The organism is Butyricimonas sp. Marseille-P2440 (assembly GCF_900091675.1).
GTDB classification, from domain to species: domain Bacteria; phylum Bacteroidota; class Bacteroidia; order Bacteroidales; family Marinifilaceae; genus Butyricimonas; species Butyricimonas synergistica.
The window spans coordinates 357,578-381,541 of record NZ_LT594610.1; the positions used below are offsets into that span (position 1 = coordinate 357,578).

At 46.3% G+C, this 23,964-nt stretch carries 21 protein-coding genes and 2 tRNA genes; 12 read left to right on the top strand and 11 right to left on the bottom strand.

Annotated elements, in window-relative coordinates:
• Nucleotides 1-14: 14 nt before the first annotated feature.
• On the bottom strand, nucleotides 15-173 hold the full coding sequence (gene rpmH / locus BN8899_RS20425; protein WP_071595963.1) for a 50S ribosomal protein L34: 159 nt from the start codon (nucleotides 171-173) through the stop codon (nucleotides 15-17).
• Nucleotides 174-401: 228 nt separating this feature from the next.
• Here rpmH and BN8899_RS12520 point away from each other — a divergent pair, with 228 nt between their 5' ends.
• The 3 genes from BN8899_RS12520 to pdxT all read left to right on the top strand — a co-directional run bounded on the left by BN8899_RS12520 (nucleotide 402) and on the right by pdxT (nucleotide 3,058).
• On the top strand, nucleotides 402-1,271 hold the full coding sequence (locus tag BN8899_RS12520) for a sigma-70 family RNA polymerase sigma factor (RefSeq protein WP_018337199.1): 870 nt from the start codon (nucleotides 402-404) through the stop codon (nucleotides 1,269-1,271).
• 280 nt (nucleotides 1,272-1,551) lie between these two features.
• Complete coding sequence (pdxS, locus tag BN8899_RS12525; protein ID WP_018337198.1) at nucleotides 1,552-2,421, top strand: pyridoxal 5'-phosphate synthase lyase subunit PdxS; 870 nt, start codon at nucleotides 1,552-1,554, stop codon at nucleotides 2,419-2,421.
• Between the two features lie 67 nt (nucleotides 2,422-2,488).
• Entirely contained in the window at nucleotides 2,489-3,058 is a 570-nt protein-coding gene (gene pdxT / locus BN8899_RS12530; RefSeq protein ID WP_065220713.1) for a pyridoxal 5'-phosphate synthase glutaminase subunit PdxT, read from the top strand.
• A gap of 60 nt (nucleotides 3,059-3,118) precedes the next feature.
• Here pdxT and rfaE1 read toward each other — a convergent pair whose 3' ends face one another.
• The 3 genes from rfaE1 to BN8899_RS12545 all read right to left on the bottom strand — a co-directional run bounded on the left by rfaE1 (nucleotide 3,119) and on the right by BN8899_RS12545 (nucleotide 8,490).
• Complete coding sequence (rfaE1, locus tag BN8899_RS12535) at nucleotides 3,119-4,054, bottom strand: D-glycero-beta-D-manno-heptose-7-phosphate kinase (RefSeq protein ID WP_065219689.1); 936 nt, start codon at nucleotides 4,052-4,054, stop codon at nucleotides 3,119-3,121.
• A gap of 95 nt (nucleotides 4,055-4,149) precedes the next feature.
• Nucleotides 4,150-5,242, bottom strand: a protein-coding gene (prfB, locus tag BN8899_RS12540) for a peptide chain release factor 2 (RefSeq protein WP_148375419.1) whose coding sequence is annotated in 2 segments (ribosomal slippage) — nucleotides 4,150-5,178 and nucleotides 5,180-5,242 — 1,092 coding nt in all. Because the reading frame shifts where the segments join, the coding sequence is not laid out codon by codon here.
• 53 nt (nucleotides 5,243-5,295) lie between these two features.
• Nucleotides 5,296-8,490, bottom strand: coding sequence for a glycosyltransferase family 117 protein (locus BN8899_RS12545; RefSeq protein ID WP_065219690.1), 3,195 nt, complete (start codon nucleotides 8,488-8,490; stop codon nucleotides 5,296-5,298).
• Between the two features lie 185 nt (nucleotides 8,491-8,675).
• Between BN8899_RS12545 and BN8899_RS12550 the strand changes: the two genes are divergently transcribed.
• Both BN8899_RS12550 and BN8899_RS12555 read left to right on the top strand, forming a co-directional pair.
• Nucleotides 8,676-8,746, top strand: a tRNA-Gln gene (locus BN8899_RS12550).
• A gap of 67 nt (nucleotides 8,747-8,813) precedes the next feature.
• Nucleotides 8,814-8,897: transfer RNA gene (locus BN8899_RS12555), tRNA-Leu, on the top strand.
• Nucleotides 8,898-9,236: 339 nt separating this feature from the next.
• Here BN8899_RS12555 and BN8899_RS12560 read toward each other — a convergent pair.
• Complete coding sequence (locus tag BN8899_RS12560) at nucleotides 9,237-9,443, bottom strand: RNA-binding S4 domain-containing protein (protein WP_018337192.1); 207 nt, start codon at nucleotides 9,441-9,443, stop codon at nucleotides 9,237-9,239.
• Between the two features lie 160 nt (nucleotides 9,444-9,603).
• Here BN8899_RS12560 and BN8899_RS12565 point away from each other — a divergent pair, with 160 nt between their 5' ends.
• Nucleotides 9,604-11,052: an OmpP1/FadL family transporter gene (locus BN8899_RS12565; RefSeq protein ID WP_026207401.1), complete on the top strand. Its 1,449-nt coding sequence runs from the start codon at nucleotides 9,604-9,606 to the stop codon at nucleotides 11,050-11,052.
• Nucleotides 11,053-11,171: 119 nt separating this feature from the next.
• Complete coding sequence (locus BN8899_RS12570; RefSeq protein ID WP_065219691.1) at nucleotides 11,172-12,470, top strand: NAD(P)/FAD-dependent oxidoreductase; 1,299 nt, start codon at nucleotides 11,172-11,174, stop codon at nucleotides 12,468-12,470.
• A gap of 17 nt (nucleotides 12,471-12,487) precedes the next feature.
• Here the strand turns inward: BN8899_RS12570 and BN8899_RS12575 are convergent, their stop codons facing one another.
• Nucleotides 12,488-12,997 carry a bacterioferritin gene (locus BN8899_RS12575; protein ID WP_018337189.1) on the bottom strand — a complete coding sequence of 170 codons (510 nt, stop codon included), beginning with the start codon at nucleotides 12,995-12,997 and terminating at the stop codon, nucleotides 12,488-12,490.
• A 119-nt stretch (nucleotides 12,998-13,116) separates the two neighbouring features.
• Here BN8899_RS12575 and BN8899_RS12580 point away from each other — a divergent pair, with 119 nt between their 5' ends.
• The gene (locus tag BN8899_RS12580; protein ID WP_065220715.1) at nucleotides 13,117-15,300 is read left to right on the top strand and encodes a B12-binding domain-containing radical SAM protein; all 2,184 of its coding nucleotides are present in this window, start codon (nucleotides 13,117-13,119) and stop codon (nucleotides 15,298-15,300) included.
• Nucleotides 15,301-15,429: 129 nt separating this feature from the next.
• Nucleotides 15,430-15,930 (top strand): flavodoxin, encoded by a 501-nt coding sequence (locus BN8899_RS12585; RefSeq protein WP_065219692.1) that lies wholly within the window; start codon nucleotides 15,430-15,432, stop codon nucleotides 15,928-15,930.
• A gap of 77 nt (nucleotides 15,931-16,007) precedes the next feature.
• Here the strand turns inward: BN8899_RS12585 and BN8899_RS12590 are convergent, their stop codons facing one another.
• From BN8899_RS12590 to BN8899_RS12605, 4 genes are all read right to left on the bottom strand, one after another.
• Nucleotides 16,008-17,912, bottom strand: a complete 1,905-nt coding sequence (locus BN8899_RS12590) for an AAA domain-containing protein (protein ID WP_065219693.1) — start codon at nucleotides 17,910-17,912, stop codon at nucleotides 16,008-16,010.
• A 10-nt stretch (nucleotides 17,913-17,922) separates the two neighbouring features.
• The gene (gene map / locus BN8899_RS12595; protein ID WP_018337185.1) at nucleotides 17,923-18,762 is read right to left on the bottom strand and encodes a type I methionyl aminopeptidase; all 840 of its coding nucleotides are present in this window, start codon (nucleotides 18,760-18,762) and stop codon (nucleotides 17,923-17,925) included.
• A gap of 58 nt (nucleotides 18,763-18,820) precedes the next feature.
• Nucleotides 18,821-19,561 carry a L,D-transpeptidase family protein gene (locus tag BN8899_RS12600; RefSeq protein WP_040371289.1) on the bottom strand — a complete coding sequence of 247 codons (741 nt, stop codon included), beginning with the start codon at nucleotides 19,559-19,561 and terminating at the stop codon, nucleotides 18,821-18,823.
• 133 nt (nucleotides 19,562-19,694) lie between these two features.
• Nucleotides 19,695-20,573, bottom strand: coding sequence for a Cbp1 family collagen-binding glycoprotein adhesin (locus BN8899_RS12605; protein WP_018337183.1), 879 nt, complete (start codon nucleotides 20,571-20,573; stop codon nucleotides 19,695-19,697).
• A 266-nt stretch (nucleotides 20,574-20,839) separates the two neighbouring features.
• Between BN8899_RS12605 and BN8899_RS12610 the strand changes: the two genes are divergently transcribed.
• The 3 genes from BN8899_RS12610 to pyrF all read left to right on the top strand — a co-directional run bounded on the left by BN8899_RS12610 (nucleotide 20,840) and on the right by pyrF (nucleotide 23,342).
• Nucleotides 20,840-21,247, top strand: coding sequence for a pyridoxamine 5'-phosphate oxidase family protein (locus BN8899_RS12610; RefSeq protein ID WP_065219694.1), 408 nt, complete (start codon nucleotides 20,840-20,842; stop codon nucleotides 21,245-21,247).
• 139 nt (nucleotides 21,248-21,386) lie between these two features.
• Nucleotides 21,387-22,472 carry a peptide chain release factor 1 gene (prfA, locus tag BN8899_RS12615; RefSeq protein ID WP_065219695.1) on the top strand — a complete coding sequence of 362 codons (1,086 nt, stop codon included), beginning with the start codon at nucleotides 21,387-21,389 and terminating at the stop codon, nucleotides 22,470-22,472.
• 42 nt (nucleotides 22,473-22,514) lie between these two features.
• A complete protein-coding gene (gene pyrF, locus BN8899_RS12620; protein ID WP_065219696.1) occupies nucleotides 22,515-23,342 on the top strand; it encodes an orotidine-5'-phosphate decarboxylase in 828 nt (275 codons plus the stop codon).
• Between the two features lie 71 nt (nucleotides 23,343-23,413).
• On the opposite strand, the gene BN8899_RS12625 is transcribed toward pyrF, so the two are convergent.
• Entirely contained in the window at nucleotides 23,414-23,962 is a 549-nt protein-coding gene (locus tag BN8899_RS12625) for an AAA family ATPase (protein ID WP_065219697.1), read from the bottom strand.
• Nucleotides 23,963-23,964 lie beyond the last annotated feature (2 nt).

Genomic DNA, 23,964 nt, shown 5'->3' on the forward strand with positions numbered 1-23,964 from the left:
GCAGCTTTTTTATATTAGTGTTTGTGTCTGCGCTCGTCAGAAACAGTCAGTTTTTTTCTTCCTTTAGCTCTTCTTCTAGCTAGAACTGCTCTACCATTAGCGGTAGACATTCTTTCTCTGAAACCATGTTTGTTTCTTCTCTTTCTGTTGGATGGTTGAAATGTACGTTTCATTATGATATCATCTTATGTTATTATTTTCTCACTTCGGACTGCAAAATTAGGTATTTTTTTTATTGTGCCAAAGAAAATCGGGAAATTATCTTCGGTTAATTTGAAGTTTATCACAACAAAGTTAGTATTTTGTCGTATACTTTTTCGAGGAAGATATGAAAAAACATACTCTAATATTTGTTTTATTGAATTAGATTATTAACTTTAAGCCAATTTACAAAGAGACCTATGAGACAGTTAAAAATCAGCAAACAAATCACTGGCAGGGATTCTTTCTCAATCGAAAAGTATTTGCAGGAGATTGGAAAGATCGACGTGTTGTCGCCGGACGAGGAGGTTGCGCTAGCTAAGAAAATACGAGCCGGGGACAAAGCCGCACGCGAGCTTCTGGTGAAGAGCAATCTTCGTTTCGTGGTTTCTGTGGCGAAGCAATATCAAAACAACGGCATGAGCCTGGGTGATTTAATTAATGAGGGGAATCTTGGTTTGATCAAAGCGGCAGAATGCTTTGATGAGACGAAAGGTTTCAAATTCATTTCTTATGCCGTGTGGTGGATTCGCCAGTCCATCTTGCAGGCGATAGCCGAAAACTCGCGTTTGGTACGTTTACCTTTGAATAAGATCAGTAATATCAACAAGGTGAACAAGTTCTTCTTCCGGCTGGAACAAGAGTTTCAACGGGAGCCGACAGCCGAGGAAATCGCCCAGGAGATGGATATACCGGAAAAAGAAGTGAAGGACAGTATGCGGATAGCGAGTCGTCCCTTGTCGATGGATGCTCCTTTGACAAATGATGAGGATTCGTCCAGCCTGTACGACGTGATGATTACCAACGACAACTCCGTGCCGGAGGCGGAGAGGGAATTGAATGCCGATTCGTTGCGAACGGAGATAGACCGTTATCTATCCACACTGGATGAGCGGGATGCCACGATCTTGCGTATGTACTACGGGTTGGGCGGTTACACTGCCATGTCCCTGGAAGAGATCGGCGATCGGGTGGGGCTCACCAGCGAGAGAGTACGTCAAATTAAATCGAAGTCTATTAGAAAATTAAAGAGCACATATCGTTGTAAACGATTGAAAACCTATCTATAAGCCTGGTTAACAGGCAGAATGTTACAGGTCGTAACTTATGGATGGACGGTTGTTGTAAATTGTAACTGATTAGATTATAATTTGTAACAATCAGAAAGATGTATTTGTCCGAAAAAGTCTCTTGAAATACTTTTCTTTTCATCAAATATTGTATATTTGTTCCCCGTTTGAGAAAACTACTTAAAGCGGGGAAAAACGTTTGCATTTAAATCAATCTCCCAATTAAGAAGTTAGTTTTCAATTATTTATTATAAGTTTTAACCTTCTAAAGAAGAACCTTATGGGAAAATATGAATTAAACAAGAATTTGGCGCAAATGCTCAAAGGTGGGGTTATCATGGATGTAACCAATGTTGAACAGGCAAAGATTGCCGAGGCTGCCGGGGCATGTGCTGTTATGGCACTGGAAAGAGTGCCGTCGGATATTCGTAAAGATGGCGGTGTCGCCAGAATGTCAGATCCGCAAATGATTAAGGCGATCAAGAACGCCGTGTCTATTCCTGTAATGGCTAAAGTGAGAATCGGTCATTTCGTAGAAGCCCAGATATTGGAAGCCATTGGCATCGATTATATTGACGAGAGTGAGGTATTAACGCCTGCTGATGATTTGTATCACGTGGACAAAACTCAATTCCAGGTGCCTTTTGTTTGCGGATGCCGTAACTTGGGCGAAGCCTTGAGACGTATCGGTGAAGGTGCTTCCATGATTCGTACTAAGGGTGAAGCCGGAACAGGAAACGTGGTTGAAGCTGTAAGACATATGCGTCAGTTGAACAATGATATCCATCAGGTACAAGCTGCTCCGGCAGAGGCATTGATGACGCTTGCCAAAGAAATGGGAGCTCCCTACGATCTCGTGAAATTCGTGCATGAGAACGGGAAATTGCCCGTGGTGAACTTTGCAGCCGGTGGTATTGCCACTCCTGCCGATGCTGCTTTGATGATGCAATTGGGTTGCGAGGGAGTCTTCGTGGGTTCCGGTATTTTCAAATCCGGTGATCCTGCCAAGAGAGCAAGAGCTATCGTTTTAGCCACGACTTACTACAACGACCCGGTTAAATTGGCTGAATTATCCGAGAACTTGGGCGAACCGATGTCCGGGTTAGAGATTTCCAAATTGGAGAACAAATACGCCGAGAGAGGCTGGTAATAATAGGTTAAAAAATTCATTCGGCAGGCATTTTGCCTGCCGAATGAATTTTGTAATTTTTATGGCAATGAAAAAGATAGGTATTTTAGGATTTCAAGGTGCAATCATCGAGCATGAGCGTCAGATTGAAGCGTTAGGGCATGAACCAGTGATCGTGAGATACCCGGAGCAATTGGATGTCATCGATGCGATAATCTTGCCGGGAGGGGAGAGTACGACCATGGGTAAACTTCTGAATCGCACGGGACTGATGGCTCCTTTGCGTGAAAAGATCATCGGGGGACTGCCGGTTTGGGGTACTTGTGCGGGCATGATCTTGTTGGCGAAAGAACTGGTGAATGATTCGGTGACCCACTTGGGTGTTATGGATATAGCCGTGCGGCGTAATGCTTACGGTAGCCAGATTGATAGTTTTTCCACGAAACAAGTGATTCCGGCTGTCTCTTCAAAAGAGATAGAGTTGGTATTTATTCGTGCTCCTTATATCACGAAAGTCGAGAATGGGGTAAAAGTATTGTGTGAAGTGGACGGGCACGTGGTTGCGGCAGAAGAAGGAAATATGCTGGTAACTTCATTTCACCCGGAACTTACCGAAGACCTTACGTTTTTGAAGTACTTCATTTCCAAAATAAAGTAATTTATAAAGTTTATAAAGTATCATTCTATGGAATGGCTTTATGAACTTTATAAACTCTTTTTACATCGCTTTTTCCAGTTCTTCAGCTGTCAGGGTTGCAGTTCCTATCTTTTGTACCACGATGCCTGCCGCAATGTTAGCTATACGGATAGATTCTTTTATGCCATTGCCTGCGGTCAGGGCTAATGCCAAGGCGGCAACTACCGTGTCCCCGGCTCCGCTCACGTCGAACACTTCCTGCGAGTGTGTCGGAATATGTATGGTTTCTTGTTTGTTGACTAAACTCATACCTTTTTCGCTCCGGGTGACAAGTATGGCTTCCAGCCCGTATTGCCGGATGATTTCTTTCGCAGAAGTTTCTACCGCATGATCGTCATTGTCGACGGGATGCCCGATGATGTCCCCGAGTTCCTTCACGTTCGGCGTGATAAGGTCAGCCCCAGTGTATTTTGCCCAGTTTTGTCCCTTAGGATCCACGATAACTTTAACCTCGTGTTGTTTTGCCACTGTGATTAGGAACGTGCAAAATTCCTCGGAAACCATGCCTTTCCCGTAGTCGGAGATCACGAGGGTAGGAATTTCATGGATTAGTTTTTCCAATTGTACTTTAAATTCCTCTTTTGTCTTCTCGGGAATTTCCAGGCGTTGTTCGTAATCCAGACGTACGATTTGTTGGCGTCCCCCGATGATTCGGGCTTTCGTGATCGTGGGTTGTTCCGTTTTGATAAATTCCGTTCGGATTCCCTTGCGGTGCGCCATCCGTTCGATTTCCTTCCCGAAAAAATCGTACCCCACGGCTCCGCATAAGATCGCTTGTCCGCCAAGACTGCTGATATTGTTCGCCACGTTGGAGGCTCCGCCTAGCCGTGATTCTTCCCGCACGATATTCACGATTGGTACGGGGGCTTCCGGCGAAATCCGTTCTACCTTTCCGAAATAGTATTTGTCGAGCATCACATCCCCGACGATCAATATTTTATAGTTACTGAAGTCCATGATGGAAATTTAAAGTTTATGGATTCTGTGATTTCCGATTCTATGATTTTTAATCACAAAATCATGGAATCGGAAATCACAGAATCAGCATCGTTTTATTTCTCTTCACCGCCGAACATCATCAGGTAAGCCTTGATGAATTCGTTGATTTCTCCGTCCATCACGCCTTGCACGTCGGATGTCTGGTAGTTGGTGCGGTGGTCTTTCACCCGGCGGTCGTCAAACACGTAACTACGGATTTGAGAACCCCATTCAATCTTCTTTTTCGTGCCTTCGATCTTGTCCAGTTCCTCCTGCCGTTTCCTGAGTTCCAGTTCGTACAATTGAGCTTTCAACAACCGCATGGCATTCTCCCTGTTTTGCAACTGAGAACGGGATTCCGTGTTCTCGATCATGATGCCCGTGGGGGCGTGGCGTAATCGTACTCCGGTCTCCACCTTGTTCACGTTCTGTCCTCCGGCACCTCCGCTTCGGAATGTGTCCCAGCTGATATCCGCGGGATTGATCGTGATCTCGATCGTGTCGTCTACGGCGGGATAGACAAACACGGAGGCAAAAGATGTCATCCGTTTGTTCGAGGCGTTGTAAGGCGACAACCGCACGAGGCGATGCACGCCGTTCTCCGATTTCAGGTAACCGTAAGCGTAATCCCCCTCGAATTCAATGGTTGCCGATTTGATACCCGCTTCTTCGCCTTCCTGGTAATCCACGTGTTTCACCTTGTAGCCGTTTAATTCTCCCCAGCGCACGTACATTCGGTAGAGCATACTTGCCCAGTCCATGCTCTCGGTTCCCCCGGCTCCGGAATTGATCTTCATGATAGCACCAAAGTGGTCTTCTTCCCGGCGCAACATATTTTTCATTTCAATGTCTTCCAGAATCCGTACGGTTTCCTTGTATTGCGCATCCACCTCTTCCTCGGTAGCTTCGCCTTCCTTGGCGAAGTCGAACAGTACTTGCAGATCTCCCACCGCGGCGGTCACTTGCTCGTATCCCTCGATCCAGGATTTCAGTTCCCGAACCTTTTTCATCAGGGTTTCTGCTTCCTTCGGGTTGTCCCACAAGGAAGGGTTTTGCGTTCTTAATTCTTCTTCAGCGAGTTGTATCTTCTTCCCGTCGATGTCAAAGATACCTCCTCAATGCTTCACCTCTTTCTGCCAGTTCTTTTATGTGGTCGATTGTGATCATTGTGTTTTTAAGTTTATGGACTTTATAGATTGTAAAAAGGGGGATCCCCCTTTTTATCTTTTATTCATTTTACTATTCATCGGGAAGTTCTTGTTTATCCGGTTACTCGTTACGGGCTTTCCGGTCAACGTGTTCTCCACCATGCTTTGTATTTCTTGTGCGAAAGCGTCTTCACCACTGCTTCTTGCCCAATCCATCAACATACGCAGGATATACATACTATTTTGTTCGTCTCTTTCCAGCATTTTTCTGCGGTTAGTTGACTGCGCCTGGATGTATCTCAACGTTTGGGCGTTATCCATGGCAAGAGCCCATGCCAGGTCGTTTGCTTTTTCGTTTTCTCCCGCCGTGTAATAGATCGGGATATAATACAACAAGAAGTTATCAGCAGGAACTTGATATAAAGGAATTTCTTCCAGCGATTTATCAAGAACCTTCACGGCTTCTTGCATTTTCGATGAATCGATGATTTCATTCACCACGGAGTCCTTGAGCATCACGGTTTCTTTCACGGCTTCTTCTACTAGCTTTTGGGCTAGGCGCAAGAAGGTATTCCGGTATTTCATCACTGCGATCGTGTTGTCGTGAAAATGGTCAATGTTTACTTGCGGGTCTTTGATATTTCCCCAGATAAATTTATTCATCAGGTTGTCGTACAACACGTTTGAGTTGATGCGACCGAACTCGTAGTAAGCGTTCTTTTCGTCCGTTTTGATCGGAACAACCCGGTAGCCCGCTCCTTCCAGCTGGAAATATTTATCGAAGCCCATGTAGCTGTCTTGTCCCATTCCAATACCGAAGTACACGGGGCGTTCCCAGTTGTTGGTCGCCAGGATGTCTAGCACCATGAGTTGCGATTTGTTCAGGGAGTTTCCAGTCAGTTTAATTTCTACCTTGTCCACGATTTCATCGGCGTCCTCCGGTTGCACGGTGCCGTTGGCAAGTACTTTCTCTTTATCCACAGGGAGATAGAGGTTTCTTGTCGGGATATAATTCAAAGGTTCGCCCTGGTAGCGGCGTGTTTTGTATTCTGCGCCGTCTTGAGCAACGAAATCCATCACTTCAGCGATACTGAACGGTTTTTCGGTTCTCTCCTCGATAGCCACGAAATCGCGTACTCCCGCATGGTATTCGTCTTTCGTGAAAGAGATCGGTACACCGGGGGATTCATATGCTTTCCGTTTCATTTGGTCGATATACCAGTCACCGGCGAGCAAACTCAGGTTCACGATGCGCACGTCCCGGCGGAAACCTTCCACCTCTTGGGCGTACCACAACGGGAAGGTGTCATTATCCCCGTATGTGAACAGGATGGCGTTCGGGGCGCACGTGCTCAGGTAGTTCTTAGCGTGTGCGATCACGGCATAGCGCCCGCTACGATCGTGGTCGTCCCAGTTTTGTGCAGCCATGTTCACCGGTACGGCAAGCAGGCAGACAGCCGTCACCGCGATAGCGGCATTGCGGGGTTCCATCTTCTTGCGGAGAATCTCCCAAAGGTAGAGTACCCCGAATCCGACCCAGATGGCAAAAGCGTAGAACGATCCCGCATAAGCGTAATCCCGTTCCCGCGGCTGGTAAGGATACTGGTTCAGGTAGAGCACGATGGCGATACCCGTGAGGAAAAAGAGCAGCATGACCACCCAAAAGTCTTTCTTCCCTTGCTGCCCTCGCTGGTACTGGTAGAACATACCCAGTAACCCGAGAATGAAGGGCAGCATAAAATATTTGTTGTTTGCCTTGTCGTTTTTCAACGTGTCGGGCATCACGCTTTGGTTACCCACGAGTATATTGTCGACAAAGGGAATACCCGTGATCCAGTTCCCGTAGCGTGGGTCTCCGTGTCCTTGAATATCATTCTGTCGCCCCGAGAAGTTCCACATGAAATACCTTAGATACATGTGCCCGAGCTGGTAACGGAACATGAATTTCAGATTTTGCCCGAAAGTCGGTTTTTGGCGGGTTTGCCCGTCCACGGAGTACATCGGACCGGCAGGTTGTCCCACCCATTCGATATAGGCTTGCGGGTCGCGTGCCGTACTGTACATACGCGGCAATACGGTGCAGAAACGAGGATCGTACTTCAATTCGGTCTTGTATCCCACAACATCATACTTCCCTGTTTTCTCGTTTTGGTAATAGATCGGACCGCCTTCCTCGATGTCAATGACAGGAGCGTTATAATAAGGTCCGTATACTAGCGGCTCTTGCCCGTACTGGTCACGGCTTATATAAGACAGGAGCGCAAATACGTTGTCCGGGCTATTTTCGTCAATCGGGGGATTGCTCACGGAACGGATAACAACCATAGCGTAAGAAGAATAGCCGATCAGCATAACCACGAAGCAGGTCAGAATCGTGTTGACTACCGTGTGATTGTGTTTCAACGTGTAATAGATTCCGTAAGCCAGTCCTCCAATGAGGAGAACAGCGTAAACAGCAACACCCGAGTTGAATGGCAAGCCAAGGCTATTGACAAATAGTAACTCGAACCACCCGGCAATGATGATCACGTACGGGATTACGCCCCACAAGACAGCCCCGAGGATCACGCAGGATATAGCAGCAGCCTTAATGACACCCCATTTCGTTGTTTCGTATTTCTTGAAATAATAAATAAACACGATTGCGGGAATAACCAGCAAGTTCAACAAGTGAACCCCGATAGATAACCCGATCATGTAAGCGATAAATACCAACCAGCGGTTGGCGTAAGGTTGAAAAGCCACGTTTTCCCATTTCAGGATAGCCCAGAACACAACGGCAGTGAACAACGACGACATGGCGTAAACTTCGCCTTCCACGGCGGAGAACCAGAACGTGTCGCTAAACGTGTAGCATAACGCACCGATCAATCCCGCACCCATGATGGCATACAATTGTCCCGGGGTGCAATCCTCGTCTTTTTTTACCACCACTTTCTTGGCTAGATGCGTGATTGTCCAAAATAAGAACAATATCGTGAAGCCCGAGCATAATGCCGACATGATGTTGATCATATAAGCCTGTGTTTCCGGGGATGGGGCAAAAATAGCGAACAGCCGTGAAATAATCATGAACAAGGGAGCCCCGGGAGGGTGCCCTACCTGTAGTCCGACTGATGTCGTGATAAACTCGCCGCAGTCCCATAAGCTGGCTGTCGGTTCTGCCGTAAGAATGTAAGTGATACTGGCGATCATGAACGCCACCCATCCGGTGACATTATTGATGAACCTGTAACTTAACGAGGGGTGATTTTTAATGTTGCGCATGCTTCTCCTTCTTTGAATTTATATTTCTTGTTAGTAATCAAGGATATCCTAAATTTGTTCCTTTTCAACCGCACGAAAATAGCAATTTTCTTTTAATTTTTCTGCATTTTGTTTTGGTGAAATAAAAAAATGCCCTACATTTGCAGCGTCAAAATAACAAATGGTTGTTGAATTGACATGACGATTGTCCCATTGTGTAATGGTAGCACAGCAGATTTTGGTTCTGTCAGTCAAGGTTCGAATCCTTGTGGGACAACAATGAAAGTGGGAGACCTTGCAGCAGGTAGTTGCAAGGTTTTTTTTCCAAAGTTCTTCGATACTATGCCCAAGTGGTGGAATTGGTAGACACGCTAGTTTCAGGGACTAGTGGCCTTAAGGCTGTGCAGGTTCGAGTCCTGTCTTGGGTACATGAAACGTTTGATAGTCGATAACTATCAAACGTTTTTCTTTTTTAGTGAAATAAATGTTTGATAGAATGGCGTCATGTAAGAAATGATGTGGACTCAATTGAAAAAGGGTACTTATTTCATTTCGGGTAATAATTTCCCCTTTGCGATACATAAATTATTGGAGAATTGTTTGATTTCCCGTTGGAACGTGAGAAAGATAGGAGAATAGATCAAGTTTGTTCGCAATTCTCGGGATGGGTTTCTTCATTCGGGAATGAGAATAAGGAATGGAATAAGCATAAAAGATAGAAGTATAACAAATAAGCCGGCTACTATAATGAACAGCCGGCTTATTTATTATATCACTTGCACGCTTTGCCCGAGGGCGGTGATGATTTCACCTTTCGTGATTTTTGCTCGTTTGCGGAATTCGGGTTCACCGTTGCGGGTGACTTCGCCGGTTTCGACGAGGATTTTAGCCATGGCACCGCTTTCGGCGATACGGGTGGCTTTGAGGAGTTTTATCAACTCGATGTATTCGGTGTCTATTTCAAAGGTTATCATGGTGTGTCTATTTTGGGCACAAAGGTAACCAATTTTTGTTGCATACCGTAAAGTAGAAACAACTTGAGGGGGCGAATGTTATTTTTGTGCCTTAAAATTTAAAAATGACTATCTTGTATTTCATCAAGGGATAGTTTAGTAATAATGTAAAGAAGATAGTATGAAGAAATTAGTCGTATTAGTAATGACTTCTATTTTGAGCCTGTCGGCTTTTGCCGAGGGATATCAGGTAAATTTGTTGAGCACGAAACAGACCGGAATGGGACACGTGGGTGTCGGTATGAAGTTAGGTGCGGAGAGTATGCATTTCAATCCGGCGGGATTGGTGTTCTTGAAAACAAATATGGATTTTTCACTTGGGATTTCGGCAGTAATGGCGAAAGCAAAATATAGTAATGCGGGATATTCTGTTAAAACAGATAATCCGGTGAGTACGCCGTTATACGCTTATGCCGGGTTCAAGATTTACGATAATTTGGCAGCGGGTATTAGCTTGACGACTCCTTACGGGAGTTCATTAAAATGGCCGAAGCATTGGGCTGGTGCTGATTTGATTCAAGATATTAGCTTGAAATCTTACGTGATACAACCTACGCTTTCTTACAAGATTACCGATAAATTGAGTATCGGTGTCGGATTGCAATTGGCTTGGGGTAACGTGAATCTTTCTCGTGGATTGATGGGGGCAAAGGATTTTCAAGGATTAGGTGGTACTTTGGAAGGTTTGTTGCCTTATTTAGATCGTCTTCCTTTAACTGACACCGAGAAGCAAGGATTACAGGATATGGTGCTGTTGATGAAAAATACAACCGTTCCTCCAGCTTATGCTCGGTTGGAGGGGAATGCTCATATGAGAGCAGGGTTTAACGTGGGAGTCATGTATGATGTTTGTGATAAGGTGACTATCGGATTATCTTATCGTTCAAAAATCAAAATGCGGGTAAAAGAGGGTGATGCAGAATTGAGTTATTCTAATCGAAATATCGAGAATATGTTTGGTCAGATGGAGTTATTGATGGCAAAGTATGGAGAAGCGTTAGCTGGAGCTGGTATAAATATACCGAATATCTCTATTCCAAAATACGACCAAGGCTCATTCCATGCAGAGCTTCCGTTACCTTCCAACACAACATTGGGGGTAAGTTACCGTCCGACAGACCGTTGGGAATTGGCGTTGGATTTGCAATACGTGGGTTGGAGTGCTTATGATTCATTGAACGTGTATTTCAACGAGGCAGAATTGGGAATAGCCCCGATCAAGGCGGAGAAGAATTACAAGAATGCGATGACTTATCGTTTGGGTGCCAGCTATAAAGCCACGAAGCGTTTGGATGTTCGTGCGGGAGTTTATTTTGACCAATCCCCGATTCGGAAAAACTTGTATAATCCGGAAACTCCGGGTATGAATAAGTTGGGTATTTCTGCCGGGTTGACATTCGAGCCTTACAAGAATTTACAGATTGATGTAGCCTTCTTGTATATTCAAGGATTTGACAGGGACGGGAAATATCCATACAAGAACGTGGTGACGGGGCAGGATGAGTCGTTTGGTGGAAAATATAAATCTACGGCATTCTCACCTTCTATTGGTTTAGCTTATCGGTTTTAGGATATAGCCTGAAAATATAGGAAAATCCATTCGTTTTAAACGGATGGATTTTTCATTCAGTCAATAATGCAACGTTTCTTTGCATCTATTCGTACAACCCTGAAAATAGGTTGTTTATTATGGATGCAATAAGTAATATCCCGGGACAAGGGAAAAAGAAACGGGTTGTAATCGTGGGTGGTGGTTTCGGAGGGTTGAAGTTAGCTCGTAAATTAAATGATAATGATTTTCAAGTGGTGTTGTTGGATAAGAACAATTACCATCTTTTTCAGCCGTTGTTATATCAGGTTGCCACTTCTGGTATAGAGCCCAGTGCGATTTCTTTTCCTTTCCGGAAAATCTTCAAATATCGTCATGATTTTCATATTCGGATGTGCACGGTGGAAAAGGTCGTGCCGGAAAAGAATTGTCTGGAAACTTCGATTGGTGAGATTTCTTATGACTATTTGGTTATTGCCACGGGTGCCGGTACGAATTTCTTCGGTGATTCTTCATTGGTACAGCGTACTATGCAGTTGAAGACGACGTCGGATGCTTTATTCAATCGCAACCGGGTGATCGAGAGTTTCGAGAGAGCGTTGAACTGCACGGACGATGAAATCCGGAGGCGATGGCTGACCTTTGTTATCGTGGGAGGAGGAGCCACGGGTATCGAACTTGCCGGGGCATTGGCAGAGATGAAGAAGTTTATGCTTCCGAAGGATTACCCGGAGTTGAACTGGGACGAGATGCGTATCATTTTGGTTGACGGGGGCGATCGTCTGCTAGGTGCCTTTTCGGAGAAATCTTCCTTGGAGGTTGTCCGTAGTTTGACCCGTTTGCAAGTAGAAATATTGTTGAAAAAATTGGTAAAGGAATATGACGGGGAGAAGCTGACCTTTGTTGACGGGCAACAGATTGTGACGAACAATGTCTTTTGGGTTGCCGGGGTGAAAGCGAATAGTTTACCCGGTTTGTCGCAAGAGGTTTACGGACGGGGCAACCGTTTGCTCGTGGATGAATTCAACCGGGTAAAGGGGATGGCGGATATATTTGCCTTGGGCGATACGGCGTTGATGGTGACGCCGGATTATCCTAACGGGCATCCTCAGGTGGTGCAACCTTCTATACAGCAAGCTCACTTGCTGGCAAATAATTTGCGGAGTATGCTCAAGGGGAAGCCTTTGCGTCCTTTTAAATATAGGAATAAAGGTTCTATGGCGACGATCGGGAGGAATGATGCCGTGGCGGAATTATCCAAAGTACGTTTCCGGGGATTCTTTGCGTGGTCGCTGTGGTTGCTGGTTCACCTCATGAGTATTGTCGGGGTGAAGAACCGCCTTTTTATCCTGATCAACTGGATGTGGAGTTATGTTACTTACGACCAGTCTTTACGGATTCTGATAAAACCGGAAATAAAGAAAAGCGACCCGTTCTGAGTCGCTTTTTCTGTCAGTTATTCTCCCGCGGGAGCGGCTCCTGTTGCCACGCTTTTACTGCGCTCAACGGATTGTAATGCCAGATAGTTTGCCCCGAATTTCTCCAGGTTATCCAATTCGGTTTCATATTGATCCTGGTGAACTTCTTCTTCGGCAACCAATGCCTCGAATAATTTCTTGGATACGGCGTCGGCGTTCTCGGCACATTCTTTTGCCCAAGCGTTATAATCGTTCACGCTGCCTACTTCCATGGCGGTAGCGAGTTCCAACATCTCTTTGGGTTCATGGATTTTCTTCACTTCGCCGGAAACAACCATTTCAACCTCCCCTTTCAGGAACAGGATACGTTCAGCCAATTGCTCCACGTGCATCATTTCTTGGATAGCGGTACGTTTGAAAAGACCGGATAAAAGGTCATAACCCATATCGTCACAACGGAAATGAAAATACATGTACTGGTGTACTGCTAATAACTCGTCGCCCACTGCTCTGTTTAACAGTTCGATACTTTTTTCTTTTTTTGCCATAATAGTTTCAATTGTTAGTCATTTTTATGATTGCCAAATTATAAAAAAAATGTGATACATCCTAAATTTTGGCTTAGAATAAAAAAAGCGTACTTTTGCTCGTGTATAAAATGATGATTATGGATAATTCTTCCCCGGTGTTGCTGGTGACACCCCCGTTCACGCAATTGAATACACCTTATCCCTCGATGATGTACTTGAAAGGTTTCTTGAACACGAAGGAGATCCCTGCCGTGCAGGTCGATTTGAGCTTGGAGGTTATCTTGGCGATATTTTCTTCCCGGGGATTGACGGAGCTTTTTAATACCGTCGAGGAACAACCTTTGTCAAAGAACGGGAAACGGGTTTATGCCCTGAGGAAAGAATATATCCGCACGATGGACGGGGTGATCGCCTTTTTGCAAGGGCGTAATCGGACATTAGCTTATTCGATATGCGAGGAAGGTTTTTTGCCAAGGGCAGGAAGATTCGAGCAGGTGGAAGATACGGAATGGGCATTCGGGGTGTTGGGAATAGACGATAAAGCCCGTTATCTGTCGACGTTGTATTTGGAAGACTTGTCGGATTTCTTGAAAGAAACTGTGGATGAGAACTTCGGGTTCAGCCGTTATGCAGAGCATTTAGGGCGTTCGGCATCCTCGTTTAACGGGTTGGCTACCGAATTGGAAAAGTCTTTGAGTTTCACGGATAAATATCTCGTGAAGTTACTGTCGGAAAAGATAGAGGCTTATCATCCGGATATTGTGGCGGTGACCATTCCTTTTCCCGGTAATTTGTATAGTGCGTTGCGGTGTGGGGAATGGGTTAAGAAGCATTATCCCGGCGTGAAGGTTGCCATGGGGGGCGGCTTTGCCAACACGGAACTGCGTTCATTAACGGATATCCGTTTTTTCGAGTTTACCGATTATTTATTGCTGGATGACGGGGAGTTGCCGCTTTTGCGTTTGATCCAGCATCTGCGGGGGGAGGTCAACGAGAGTGGATTGGTGCGTACTTTTACGGTTCGGGATGGGAAAGTGGTTTATCAAGATAATACAACCTGGGGAATGATTCCCCAAGGTGAAGTAGGAGTTCCCGATTACTCCGGGTTGCTGCTCGATCGGTATGTTTCCGTGGTCGAGATGGTCAATCCCATGTACAAGTTGTGGAGTGACGGCAGGTGGAACAAGTTAACCTTGGCTCACGGGTGTTACTGGGGAAAGTGCAGTTTCTGTGACGGCACTTTGGATTATATCCGGCGGTACGAGCCGAACGAGGTGGCGACTATTGTCGACCGCATGGAGCAAGTGATGGCGCAGACGGGAGAAGGGGGCTTCCATTTCGTGGATGAAGCAGCACCTCCCGTGTTGTTGCGGGAGATGGCTTTGGAGATATTGAGGCGACGCCTGACCGTGGTTTGGTGGGGAAATATTCGTTTCGAACGGACTTTCACGGCTGACTTGTGCAGGTTGTTGAAAGCGTCGGGCTGTATTGCCGTGTCCGGAGGGGTGGAAGTGGCGTCCGAGCGGGTATTGGCGTTGATTAATAAAGGGGTGACTTTACCCCAGTTGATACGGACGACCCATCATTTTACTTGTGCCGGAATCATGGTGCATACCTATCTGATGTATGGTTTTCCGACCGAGACCACGAGAGAAACCATCGATTCGCAGGAAGTCGTGCGGCAAATGTTCGAGCAGGGACTGATTCAATCCGGTTTTTGGCATCGTTTTGCCATGACGGCGCATAGTCCGGTGGGACAAGCCCCGGAGCGGTATGATACCCGAGTGACGGAACCTCCTTTCTGTGGATTTGCCCGAAATGACGTAGCATTCGAAGATTTGAAGGGGGACGATCACGAGCGGTTAGGGAATGGATTGAGCAGTTCTCTCTATAATTATATGCGGGGCGTGGGATTCGATTTACCTTTACAGAAGTGGTTTGATTTTAAGATACCCTCCCCGAGCGTGTCTTCCCATTTCGTGGAACAGCAAATGGAGGAAAGGGAAACCGTGGAGGATTCGCTGATCCGCCGTCTTTACTGGATTGGGGGAGAAGTCGAGTTAGGTGCGGAGATTGTGAAGAAAGGAAAGAACGTGGTGGTCTTGCATGATTCCGTGCAGGATGTCAGTTTAAAGATGCAAAAAGAAAGCGCTTATTTTATACATGACATTCTTAACCGGGTAGGAATAGATCACCGGGAACCTTACCTGTTGAAAGACTTGTGCCGGGATTATGAAGCTGTAATCCACGAGGATTTCTTACCTTTCTGGTATAGCAAAGAGATGCAAATGATTCGTGAATATGGTCTGTTGTTACTTTAAAAAGAAAAGGGGGAAGCTCCGTGCAGTACCTCCATGTGGGGATAAGCTCGTTAAAATTTAGCTACTTATAGGGATTTCATGACGTGGTGGAAGGGTGTATCTTTGTCATGAACAAAAAGATAGACAAAGATGAAAACGATAGGTATATTTTATGGTTCCACGACCGGAACGACAGAAGGCGTGGCAGAAAAGATTGCTTCCCTACTGGGAACGACGAACGTGTATAACGTGGGTAACACGAGCGTGGATGAAGTAGATAAATATGATGTTTTGATATTGGGGAGTTCTACCTGGGGAATCGGTGAGTTACAAGATGACTGGGGTGTTTTCCTGGATAAGTTGAAAACAAAGAATCTATCCGGCAAGACCGTTGCGATATTTGGATGTGGCGACGGAATGTCATTCGGGGGTTCGTTCTGTGATGCCATTGGGATTATTCACGATGAACTTCAGGGAACTGGATGTAAATTTATTGGTAGCGTGGGTACTGACGGATATAGTTATGATGACTCTGTGGCTTGCAAGGATGGTCGCTTCGTGGGATTGCCTTTGGATGAAGCCAACGAGCCGGAATTGACAGATAAAAGAATAGATACTTGGGTTCGTGATTTAAAACAAGTGATTTGTTGAGTCTAGTTGTTGTTTTTGAATTTGAGGGCTGTGGAATCAGCCCTCTTTTTGTTAATTAGACCGTTTTGTGTCGATTGTTATAAATCAATAATCTTCCCTCTTTCCCCGATATATTCGTACAAGGCTTTATAAAAGGGATGATGAGTAAGAGTGGGAGCATCGCCGAGAATGATGAGTTTCATGCGGGCTCGGGTGAGGGCGACATTCATGCGGCGCAAATCGTTCAGGAAACCGATATTGCCTTCTTCGTTGGCACGGACGAGGCTGATGAGAATGACATCCCGTTCCTGTCCTTGAAAGCCGTCGACGGTGTGGATGGTGATGAGGCGTTTCAGGGGATGAAAGAAGTGGTTGCGTTTAATGAGTTGGCGGATATACTGCACTTGCACCCGGTAAGGGGAGATCAGCCCGAAGTCAATGCTTTCCTCCAGGACTCGTTCCATGCCAATTTTCTCGATGTAGTTTTGCAATTGTTGTACCAGCAATTCCGCCTCGGGCTTGTTGATACGCCCGAAAGTTTCGTTTACACAGTCTTCCGTGAGTTCGCAATGTGCCATGTCAAACCATTCAACGGGAGTATCAAATTCGAGAATATTTCGGTGGCTTACCTCGGGGGAGGCTTGCAGGCGTCCCCGGTAGAACCAGTTCGAGGGGAAGCGCATGATGTCGTCGTGCATCCGGTATTGAATCTCTAGCATGGAAACGGTTTCCGGTCTTCGACGGGAAATCTTTTGCATCAGGGTATGATCCAGTCCGCCTCGTGCCGCCTCGATGCATTTGATCGTGGGAGGAAGTTGGCAATGATCCCCGGCGAACACGACCCGGTTGGCTTTAGTGATTGCAATCCAGCAGGCAGCCTCGAGTGCTTGGGCTGCTTCGTCGATAAAGAGGGTGGAAAATGTTTTCCCGTTCAGAATTTTGTTTGCCGAACCGACCAAAGTACAAGCTATTACACGGGCTTCCCCGAAAAGTTGGGCGTCTATCTTGATCTCCAGATCAATGGCTTGGTCCCGCAGGCGTTGCAAACGAGACCGTTCCGATTCCCGTTTTCCTCCTTTCAGGCGTTTCATGCGAGTTGTCGCTTCCCGGATAGCGTTACGAGTGGCGCGTAAGGTCGGGTAGGATGGGTGCGATTCAAATCTGCGCTCGTAAGTAAACGAGAGCATCTTATCGTTTACACGGGTAGGGTTGCCCACTCGCATGACGTTAATACCTCTGTCTAAAAGTTTTTCAGCGATCCAATCGACCGCGGTGTTGCTTTGCGCGCACACGAGTACCTGGTTTTCCCGTCGCAGCGTTTCGTACACGGCTTCCACGAGCGTGGTCGTTTTTCCAGTTCCCGGCGGACCGTGTACGACGGCGACTTCTTTGGCTCGAAGTACCCGGTTGACGGCTTTCTCTTGAGAAGTGTTCAGCCACATGAGGCGTATTGCCTGGATATCTCTTTGTTCCGGGGCAATGCTACCCAGAAGTACTTCTCGCAAATGTGATAAGCGGTTGTTTTTTGCCTCCATGACTTCGGTCAGGGCGGCGAACATGGTTTTGTATGAAGTGCCGTCAAAGTATAATTGAACGCCTAGTTCACGGGCGTTCTGTACGTCCAACAAGGCGTCGGGGTTCGGCAGCACGACCAGCATAGTATTCTCGTGCACGTAACTGATGGTTGCAGCGAAATTGAAATAACGGAGTTGTCCCGCATCATCAAACTTGAAAAAGCAGACTGGACGACCGTATTCGAAATTGTGTTCCGTCTCGTCGTTCTCCTCCCGCTTGATCTCGACAACCAGCTGGTTCAATGAATTGTAATAACTGCGTTTGGCTGTTACCGGATACCAACAAACTCCCTGCCGGATACGTTTCGGTATTCCGGCTCGTTGAGTCTGTTGATAAAAAGTCTCCTTCTCGAACTCGTATTCCTGTTGCAATAGCTTGTATTGCCGGAGCAAGTCGACGAGCGGAGAGTCTATCTGTTCGGTAGCCATGCGCGTGTGCTTACCAGGTTAGTATTTCTACTCCCGTTTCGGTAATCAGGATGGTGTTTTCCCATTGGGCGGAAGGTTGTTCATCCTCGGTAATAACGGTCCAGTCATTTTCCTCGTCGATGAATATATCCGCTTTTCCCATGTTAATCATGGGCTCGATGGTAAAAATCATACCCGGCACGAGAAGCATCCCCGTGCCTTTCCGTCCCACGTGTTCCACTTCGGGAATCTCGTGGAATTTCAGTCCGACTCCGTGTCCGCAGAATTCCCGAACCACGGTATAGCCGTTCTTTTCCGCGTGGGCTTGAATAACGGCACCGATGTCACCGAGGAATCCCCACGGTCTGGCAACCTCTATTCCTTTCTCGAGGCATTCTTTCGTGACTTGCACGAGTCTTTGTTTAGCTTCCGAAACGTTGCCAATCATGAACATACGGGAAGCGTCGGAAAAGTATCCGTTATAGATAGTGGACACGTCCACGTTGATAATGTCCCCGTCTTGCAGGATAATGTCTTTGCTCGGGATGCCGTGACAAACTTCTTCGTTGATCGACGTGCACACGCTTTTGGGGAATCCCTCATAATTCAACGGGGCAGGGATAGCCCCGTGCGCCACGGTGAAATCGTACACCAGCGTGTTGATGTCGTCCGTGGACATTCCCATGCGAATGTTTGCCGCCACGTGGTCGAGCACGGCGGTGTTAATTTTGGCACTCTCCCGGATGCCTTCTATCTGTTCTGCGTTTTTGATGATCTTTCGGGGAGGAACGATGTGTCCCTGACGACGATAGGATTTCAATTTTTCCTCGATCTCCGGGGAAATTTTTTGATCGTTTTTGTTAAATAGCATAATGCTTTTCTCTTTTTATAATAGTACGCTAAGGTAATGATTTTCGAGATAGGTTATCCTATTTCGTGAATAGATAATTACCGAGGCGGTCAACGGAAACGTTCAATTCTTTTAATTCCTTGATAAATAGGTCGTGTCCCTCGCGTAAGTTATCCCAAAAATCAAGTATAAAGGGGTATGCCTTGTACGTGTCTTTGAATTGTTTCACTTTTTGATCCGTGAATTTGAAGGGGAAAATGTAGACGGGAATGTTTTTTTGTCCACATTGGCGGGCTTGCACGGCGTAAAGGTATATCTCTTTGATTTTGTCATCGGTCATCGGGAGGCATCCGACGGTGACACAATTGCCATGTATACATATACTGCCGCCCAGATTGGAGGCTTTGCTTTTTAGCCTGTCCGACGAGTTGGGGTAGTTGATCATCAGGGAAAGGTGATAATTACTTGTTGGGTTAAAATGATTGATGTGGTAGAAGCCTTCCGGAACTTGGCAATCGCCTTGCCGGCGTTTGGGGCCCAGGTGACCGGAACGGGCACAGATGCGGTAGGTGGTAACCTGTTTGTATTGGGCATCTTCCGGTGCTTTCGCATAAATGTTGAGCACTCCTTCTTGTTTGTATGCTGTAATCAGGATGTGGATGTTGTCGAATGAAAGCCCGGCTTTTTCAAGTTGTTGCCTCAAGAGAGTTTCCTTTGCCTGGTAAGCGTTTCTCACCCGTGGATAATTCTTTTGTTGTTTCACGAAATCCGGGTTGTTTTCCATGAACAAGCACAGTAGGAGAAGGAGGGGCATTTTCATAAGGCGTTTCTTTTCGTGGTTCATGCAAATTAAGTAAAAAATGCGCAAAGATGCAAATAGAAAAAGGTGTCCCGGAGAACCCTGGACACCTTGCCTGTGTGTGTTGTGTGTATATGAGTGTGTGAATTTGAAGTTACTCGTTAATCATCACTACTAAGTATTTGGTCTGTTTCCAAAATGCACTCGGGTTAGTGATCTTCAAAGTTTGCATTCCGTCGTTTCCGGCTTCCAAGGCGTATGAATCACTCGGGTGTACGGAAAGGATTTTTGCTTTCTTGGAATTCAATGCTATCGTGGTCAACTCGCGCATATCACCATCCACGAATGCCGCATTCTGTGCTTGCGTGGATACGATTGGCGGGCAGAAGATGCCTTGTCGCGTAATCACGTTAGCGTCTCTCAAGTTTTTCCGGGAACCCAGCAAGTAGTGAACCGTGTTCATCGTTTGATCTTGTTGTGAGATCGTTTCTTTTTGTGAGGTTGACTCTTGTTGCAGGTTTTCCACGTTCTGGTTCAATTCTGCAATTTGTTTCGTCTTGATGCCCAATTCTTTTTCTCTTGCGGCGAGAACTTGGTTGATCTCGTTGATCTTTTGGTCACGAACTGCCAATTCTTCGTTTAACCCGGCGATCAGTTTCTTGAACTGTGCCGATTGGGTCTTGTTAGACTTTTCCAGTTTAGCGATTTGTGCTTTGTAACCTTCGATGGCGTCGGATAAAGCTTGCACGTCATTTCTTAAAGATGTGATTTGAGCTTTGCTCTTGTTGCTCTTGCTGTCGGTTTGTGCTTCAACGGCAAGGATATGCTCTGCTTCACGGATGGATTGCATTCCGGCAGAAATGTCATTCAAGTCAGCTAGCAATTTTTCCATTTCATCACCTTGGGTATTGCTGATAGCCTGTAACGAATCTATTTTCGCTAATGCGGATTTATATTTTTGTGAGCTTTCCACGCAACTGCCTAGAAATGCAACAGAAAACAGACTAACCGTTAAAAAGATAAACGTTCTCATAGTTTTTATATTTTTGATGTTTTATTCTATGCCTAAGATAAAGCAATGGATGTGCCATGGGTATGTATTGTTTGTTAATATATTAATAATCAGAAATTAAGTTTTTGTATCTTGTTGGGGAATATGGGGAATTTATGACCTCACGTGTGGAATTTCTCCCCAGTATTTGTGTGGAACGATGTGGCAATACCGGAATTTTTGTGTAGATTTGTTTTTGGAGAAACCGATATAAAGATCGATCAATGTAATTTTTAAATGTATTGAAAATGGAAGAATTGAAACGTAAGGCTGAATTATTATTGGAACAGTGTGACAGCGTGATCCTTGCATCCGTGGACGAGAACGGTTGCCCGCGTCCTGTGCCCATGTCTAAGGTGAAAAACGAGGGTATTTCTACAATTTGGTTCTCGACGGGAACTTATTCGGAGAAGACAAAGCATTTCCTTGCAAACCCGAAAGCGGGAGTATGCTTCCAGAAGGAAATCAATAGTGTCGTGCTGACGGGAGAGATTGAAATGGTGACCGACAGAGCGGAAAAGGATGCTTTGTGGCAGGATTGGTTTATCGAGCATTTTCCCGGGGGAAAAGATGATCCGACTTATTGCGTGTTGAAATTCACGGCAAAGCGGGCTACTTATTGGCTTGACTTTAAGTTTGAGCACGCCGATTTGTAGGTGTGCACCATTCTGGAGATCACCCTGTATTGGCAAATAACTTTTCCCGAAAAGCTCATGATTCTATCACTTGCCTTGGAAATGATCTTTTTTTGTCCTGATAATTTATTAAATTCGCGTCGGTTATAATTATATATATATGAGCGACAATTCCCTATTAGAGAAATTAGAGGCATTTTATATTCGTTTTCGGGAGATCGGGCAGTTGATTACCGACCCGGAAGTGATACAGGACATGAATCGTTTTGTGAAGTTGAACAAGGAATATCGTGATCTGGAACAGATCGTGGAGGCGGGTGACGAGTTGAAGAGCGCGGTAAAATCCTATGACGAGGCACAAGAGATATTGGCGTCGGAAACGGACAAGGAGTTGAGAGAGATGGCCGAGATGGAAATCGAGGAACTGGATGCTAAAATTCCGGAAATAGAGTCAAAAGTAAAAATGTTGTTGGTGCCGGCCGATCCCGAGGATTCTAAGAATGTGATTCTTGAAATCCGGGCGGGAACCGGGGGGGATGAAGCCAGTCTTTTTGCCGGAGATTTATTCCGTATGTACACGAAGTTCTGCGAATCGAAGCGTTGGAAGATGGAGATAACGAATTATAGCGAGGGTACTTCCGGCGGCTACAAGGAGATCGTGGCAAATATCTCCGGTGACGGGGTGTACGGGATTATGAAATACGAGTCGGGAGTTCACCGCGTGCAACGGGTGCCGGCAACGGAAACACAGGGACGCGTGCACACCTCGGCTGCTACCGTGGCAGTGTTGCCGGAAGCGGAAGAGGTGGACGTGGTGTTGAATCCAGCGGATATACGCAAAGACACGTATTGTTCTTCCGGTCCCGGCGGGCAGTCCGTGAACACGACCTATTCGGCTATTCGGTTGACGCATATTCCCACGGGTATCGTGGTGACCTGCCAGGACGAGAAATCGCAATTGAAGAATCTGGCGAAGGCAATGACCGAGTTGCGCTCGCGTATTTACGCTATCGAGCACCAGAAATATTTAGACCAGATTGCTTCCCAGCGGAAAACGATGGTGTCCACGGGTGACCGTTCTGCAAAGATTCGTACTTACAATTACCCGCAAGGGCGTGTAACCGATCACCGGATTAACTTGACGCTTTACAATCTGGCTGCCGTGATGGACGGCGATATCGGCGAGATCATCGAGAAGTTGCAGATCGAGGAGAACACGGAGAAGTTGAAGGAGAGCGGATTCTAAAAAGTTTAAAGTTTAGAGTTTAAAATTTAGAGTGAAATAAATATGACCTATAACGAACTGTTTGAGCAGGTAAAGAAAAAGAAATCATTCTTGTGTGTCGGTTTGGATTCTGACATAAAGAAAATCCCGCAACATTTGATGGATGCCGAAGATCCGGTATTCGAGTTCAACAAGGCGATCGTGGATGCCACGGCGGATGTGGCTATCGCTTACAAGCCGAATATTGCTTTCTACGAGAGCCGGGGTGTTGAAGGATGGACCACGTTGGAAAAGACCGTGAAGTATATTAAGTCCAAGTACCCGGAGATCTTCATGATAGCCGATGCCAAGCGGGGAGATATCGGCAATACCTCCGAGATGTACGCTCGTGCATTCCTGGAAACTTTGGATTTCGATTCTATCACGGTAGCCCCGTACATGGGCGAGGATTCCGTGACCCCTTTCTTGAAATACGAGGGGAAATGGGTAATCCTGTTGGCGTTGACATCGAACAAGGGGGCTTTTGATTTCCAGTTCTTGGAAGAGAACGGGGAGAAACTGTACGAGAGAGTCTTGCATAAATCACAGGAATGGGGTAACGACCGGAATATGATGTACGTGGTAGGTGCCACGAAAGCTGAAATGTTGGCAGGTATCCGGGAGATCGTGCCGAATCATTTCTTGCTGGTGCCGGGAGTCGGTGCGCAAGGCGGTAGCCTCGAGGAAGTGGCAAAATACGGGATGAACGATCACTGTGGTTTAATCGTGAACTCTTCCCGCGGGATTATCTTCGCGGATAAGACGGAGAACTTTGCCGTCCGTGCACGGGAGGAAGCCGTGAAGTTGCAACGACAGATGGTAGAATTGCTGTCAGCAAAAGGCGTAATTTAGAAGAAATTATTCTTGAAATATGATTAGGGGTGCATGCGGATGTACCCCTTTTTTGATGGGATATAATTTCCTTATTTCAATTGTATTTGTTGCAGGATGAAGTCCGCTCGTTCTTCCGGAGTTGCTTTAGGAACGATGGTGAGGGTGTAGCCGAGGGATTCGTAAGTGGAGCGCATGATGTTATAGGTGTCGACAGCTTCCTGGTAAGTTTGTTTGCGTTCGGTGTCGGTGTGGTATATTTCAGCCCAGGGCGGGAGAATGAATACTTGGGTGTTGTAGCGGTAATCGAGGGGGGCTTGCTGAAGTTCGGGGAAAATCGTTTGGCGGGTAAGGTGAGTGTAGGCGAGGGTGTCGGGAATGCCCCGGTCGAAGAATAGGATTCCCTCTTCCGGTATGTTTTCCCGGTAGCTGTCGACGGAGCGGGTGAGCATAAGGCGGGTATATGCCGGGATGTTGCCCCAGGGAAGGGCGTTCCCGTTTCGGGTTATTTGTTCCCGGATGATGTCTCGGGCTACCTCGGGGGCGCAACGGTAACCTCGTTGTTGCAGCTGTTCGAGCAGGGTAGTCTTGCCGACGCCGGGTCCCCCGGTGATAACAAAGAAATTCGGTTTGTAAATCATGG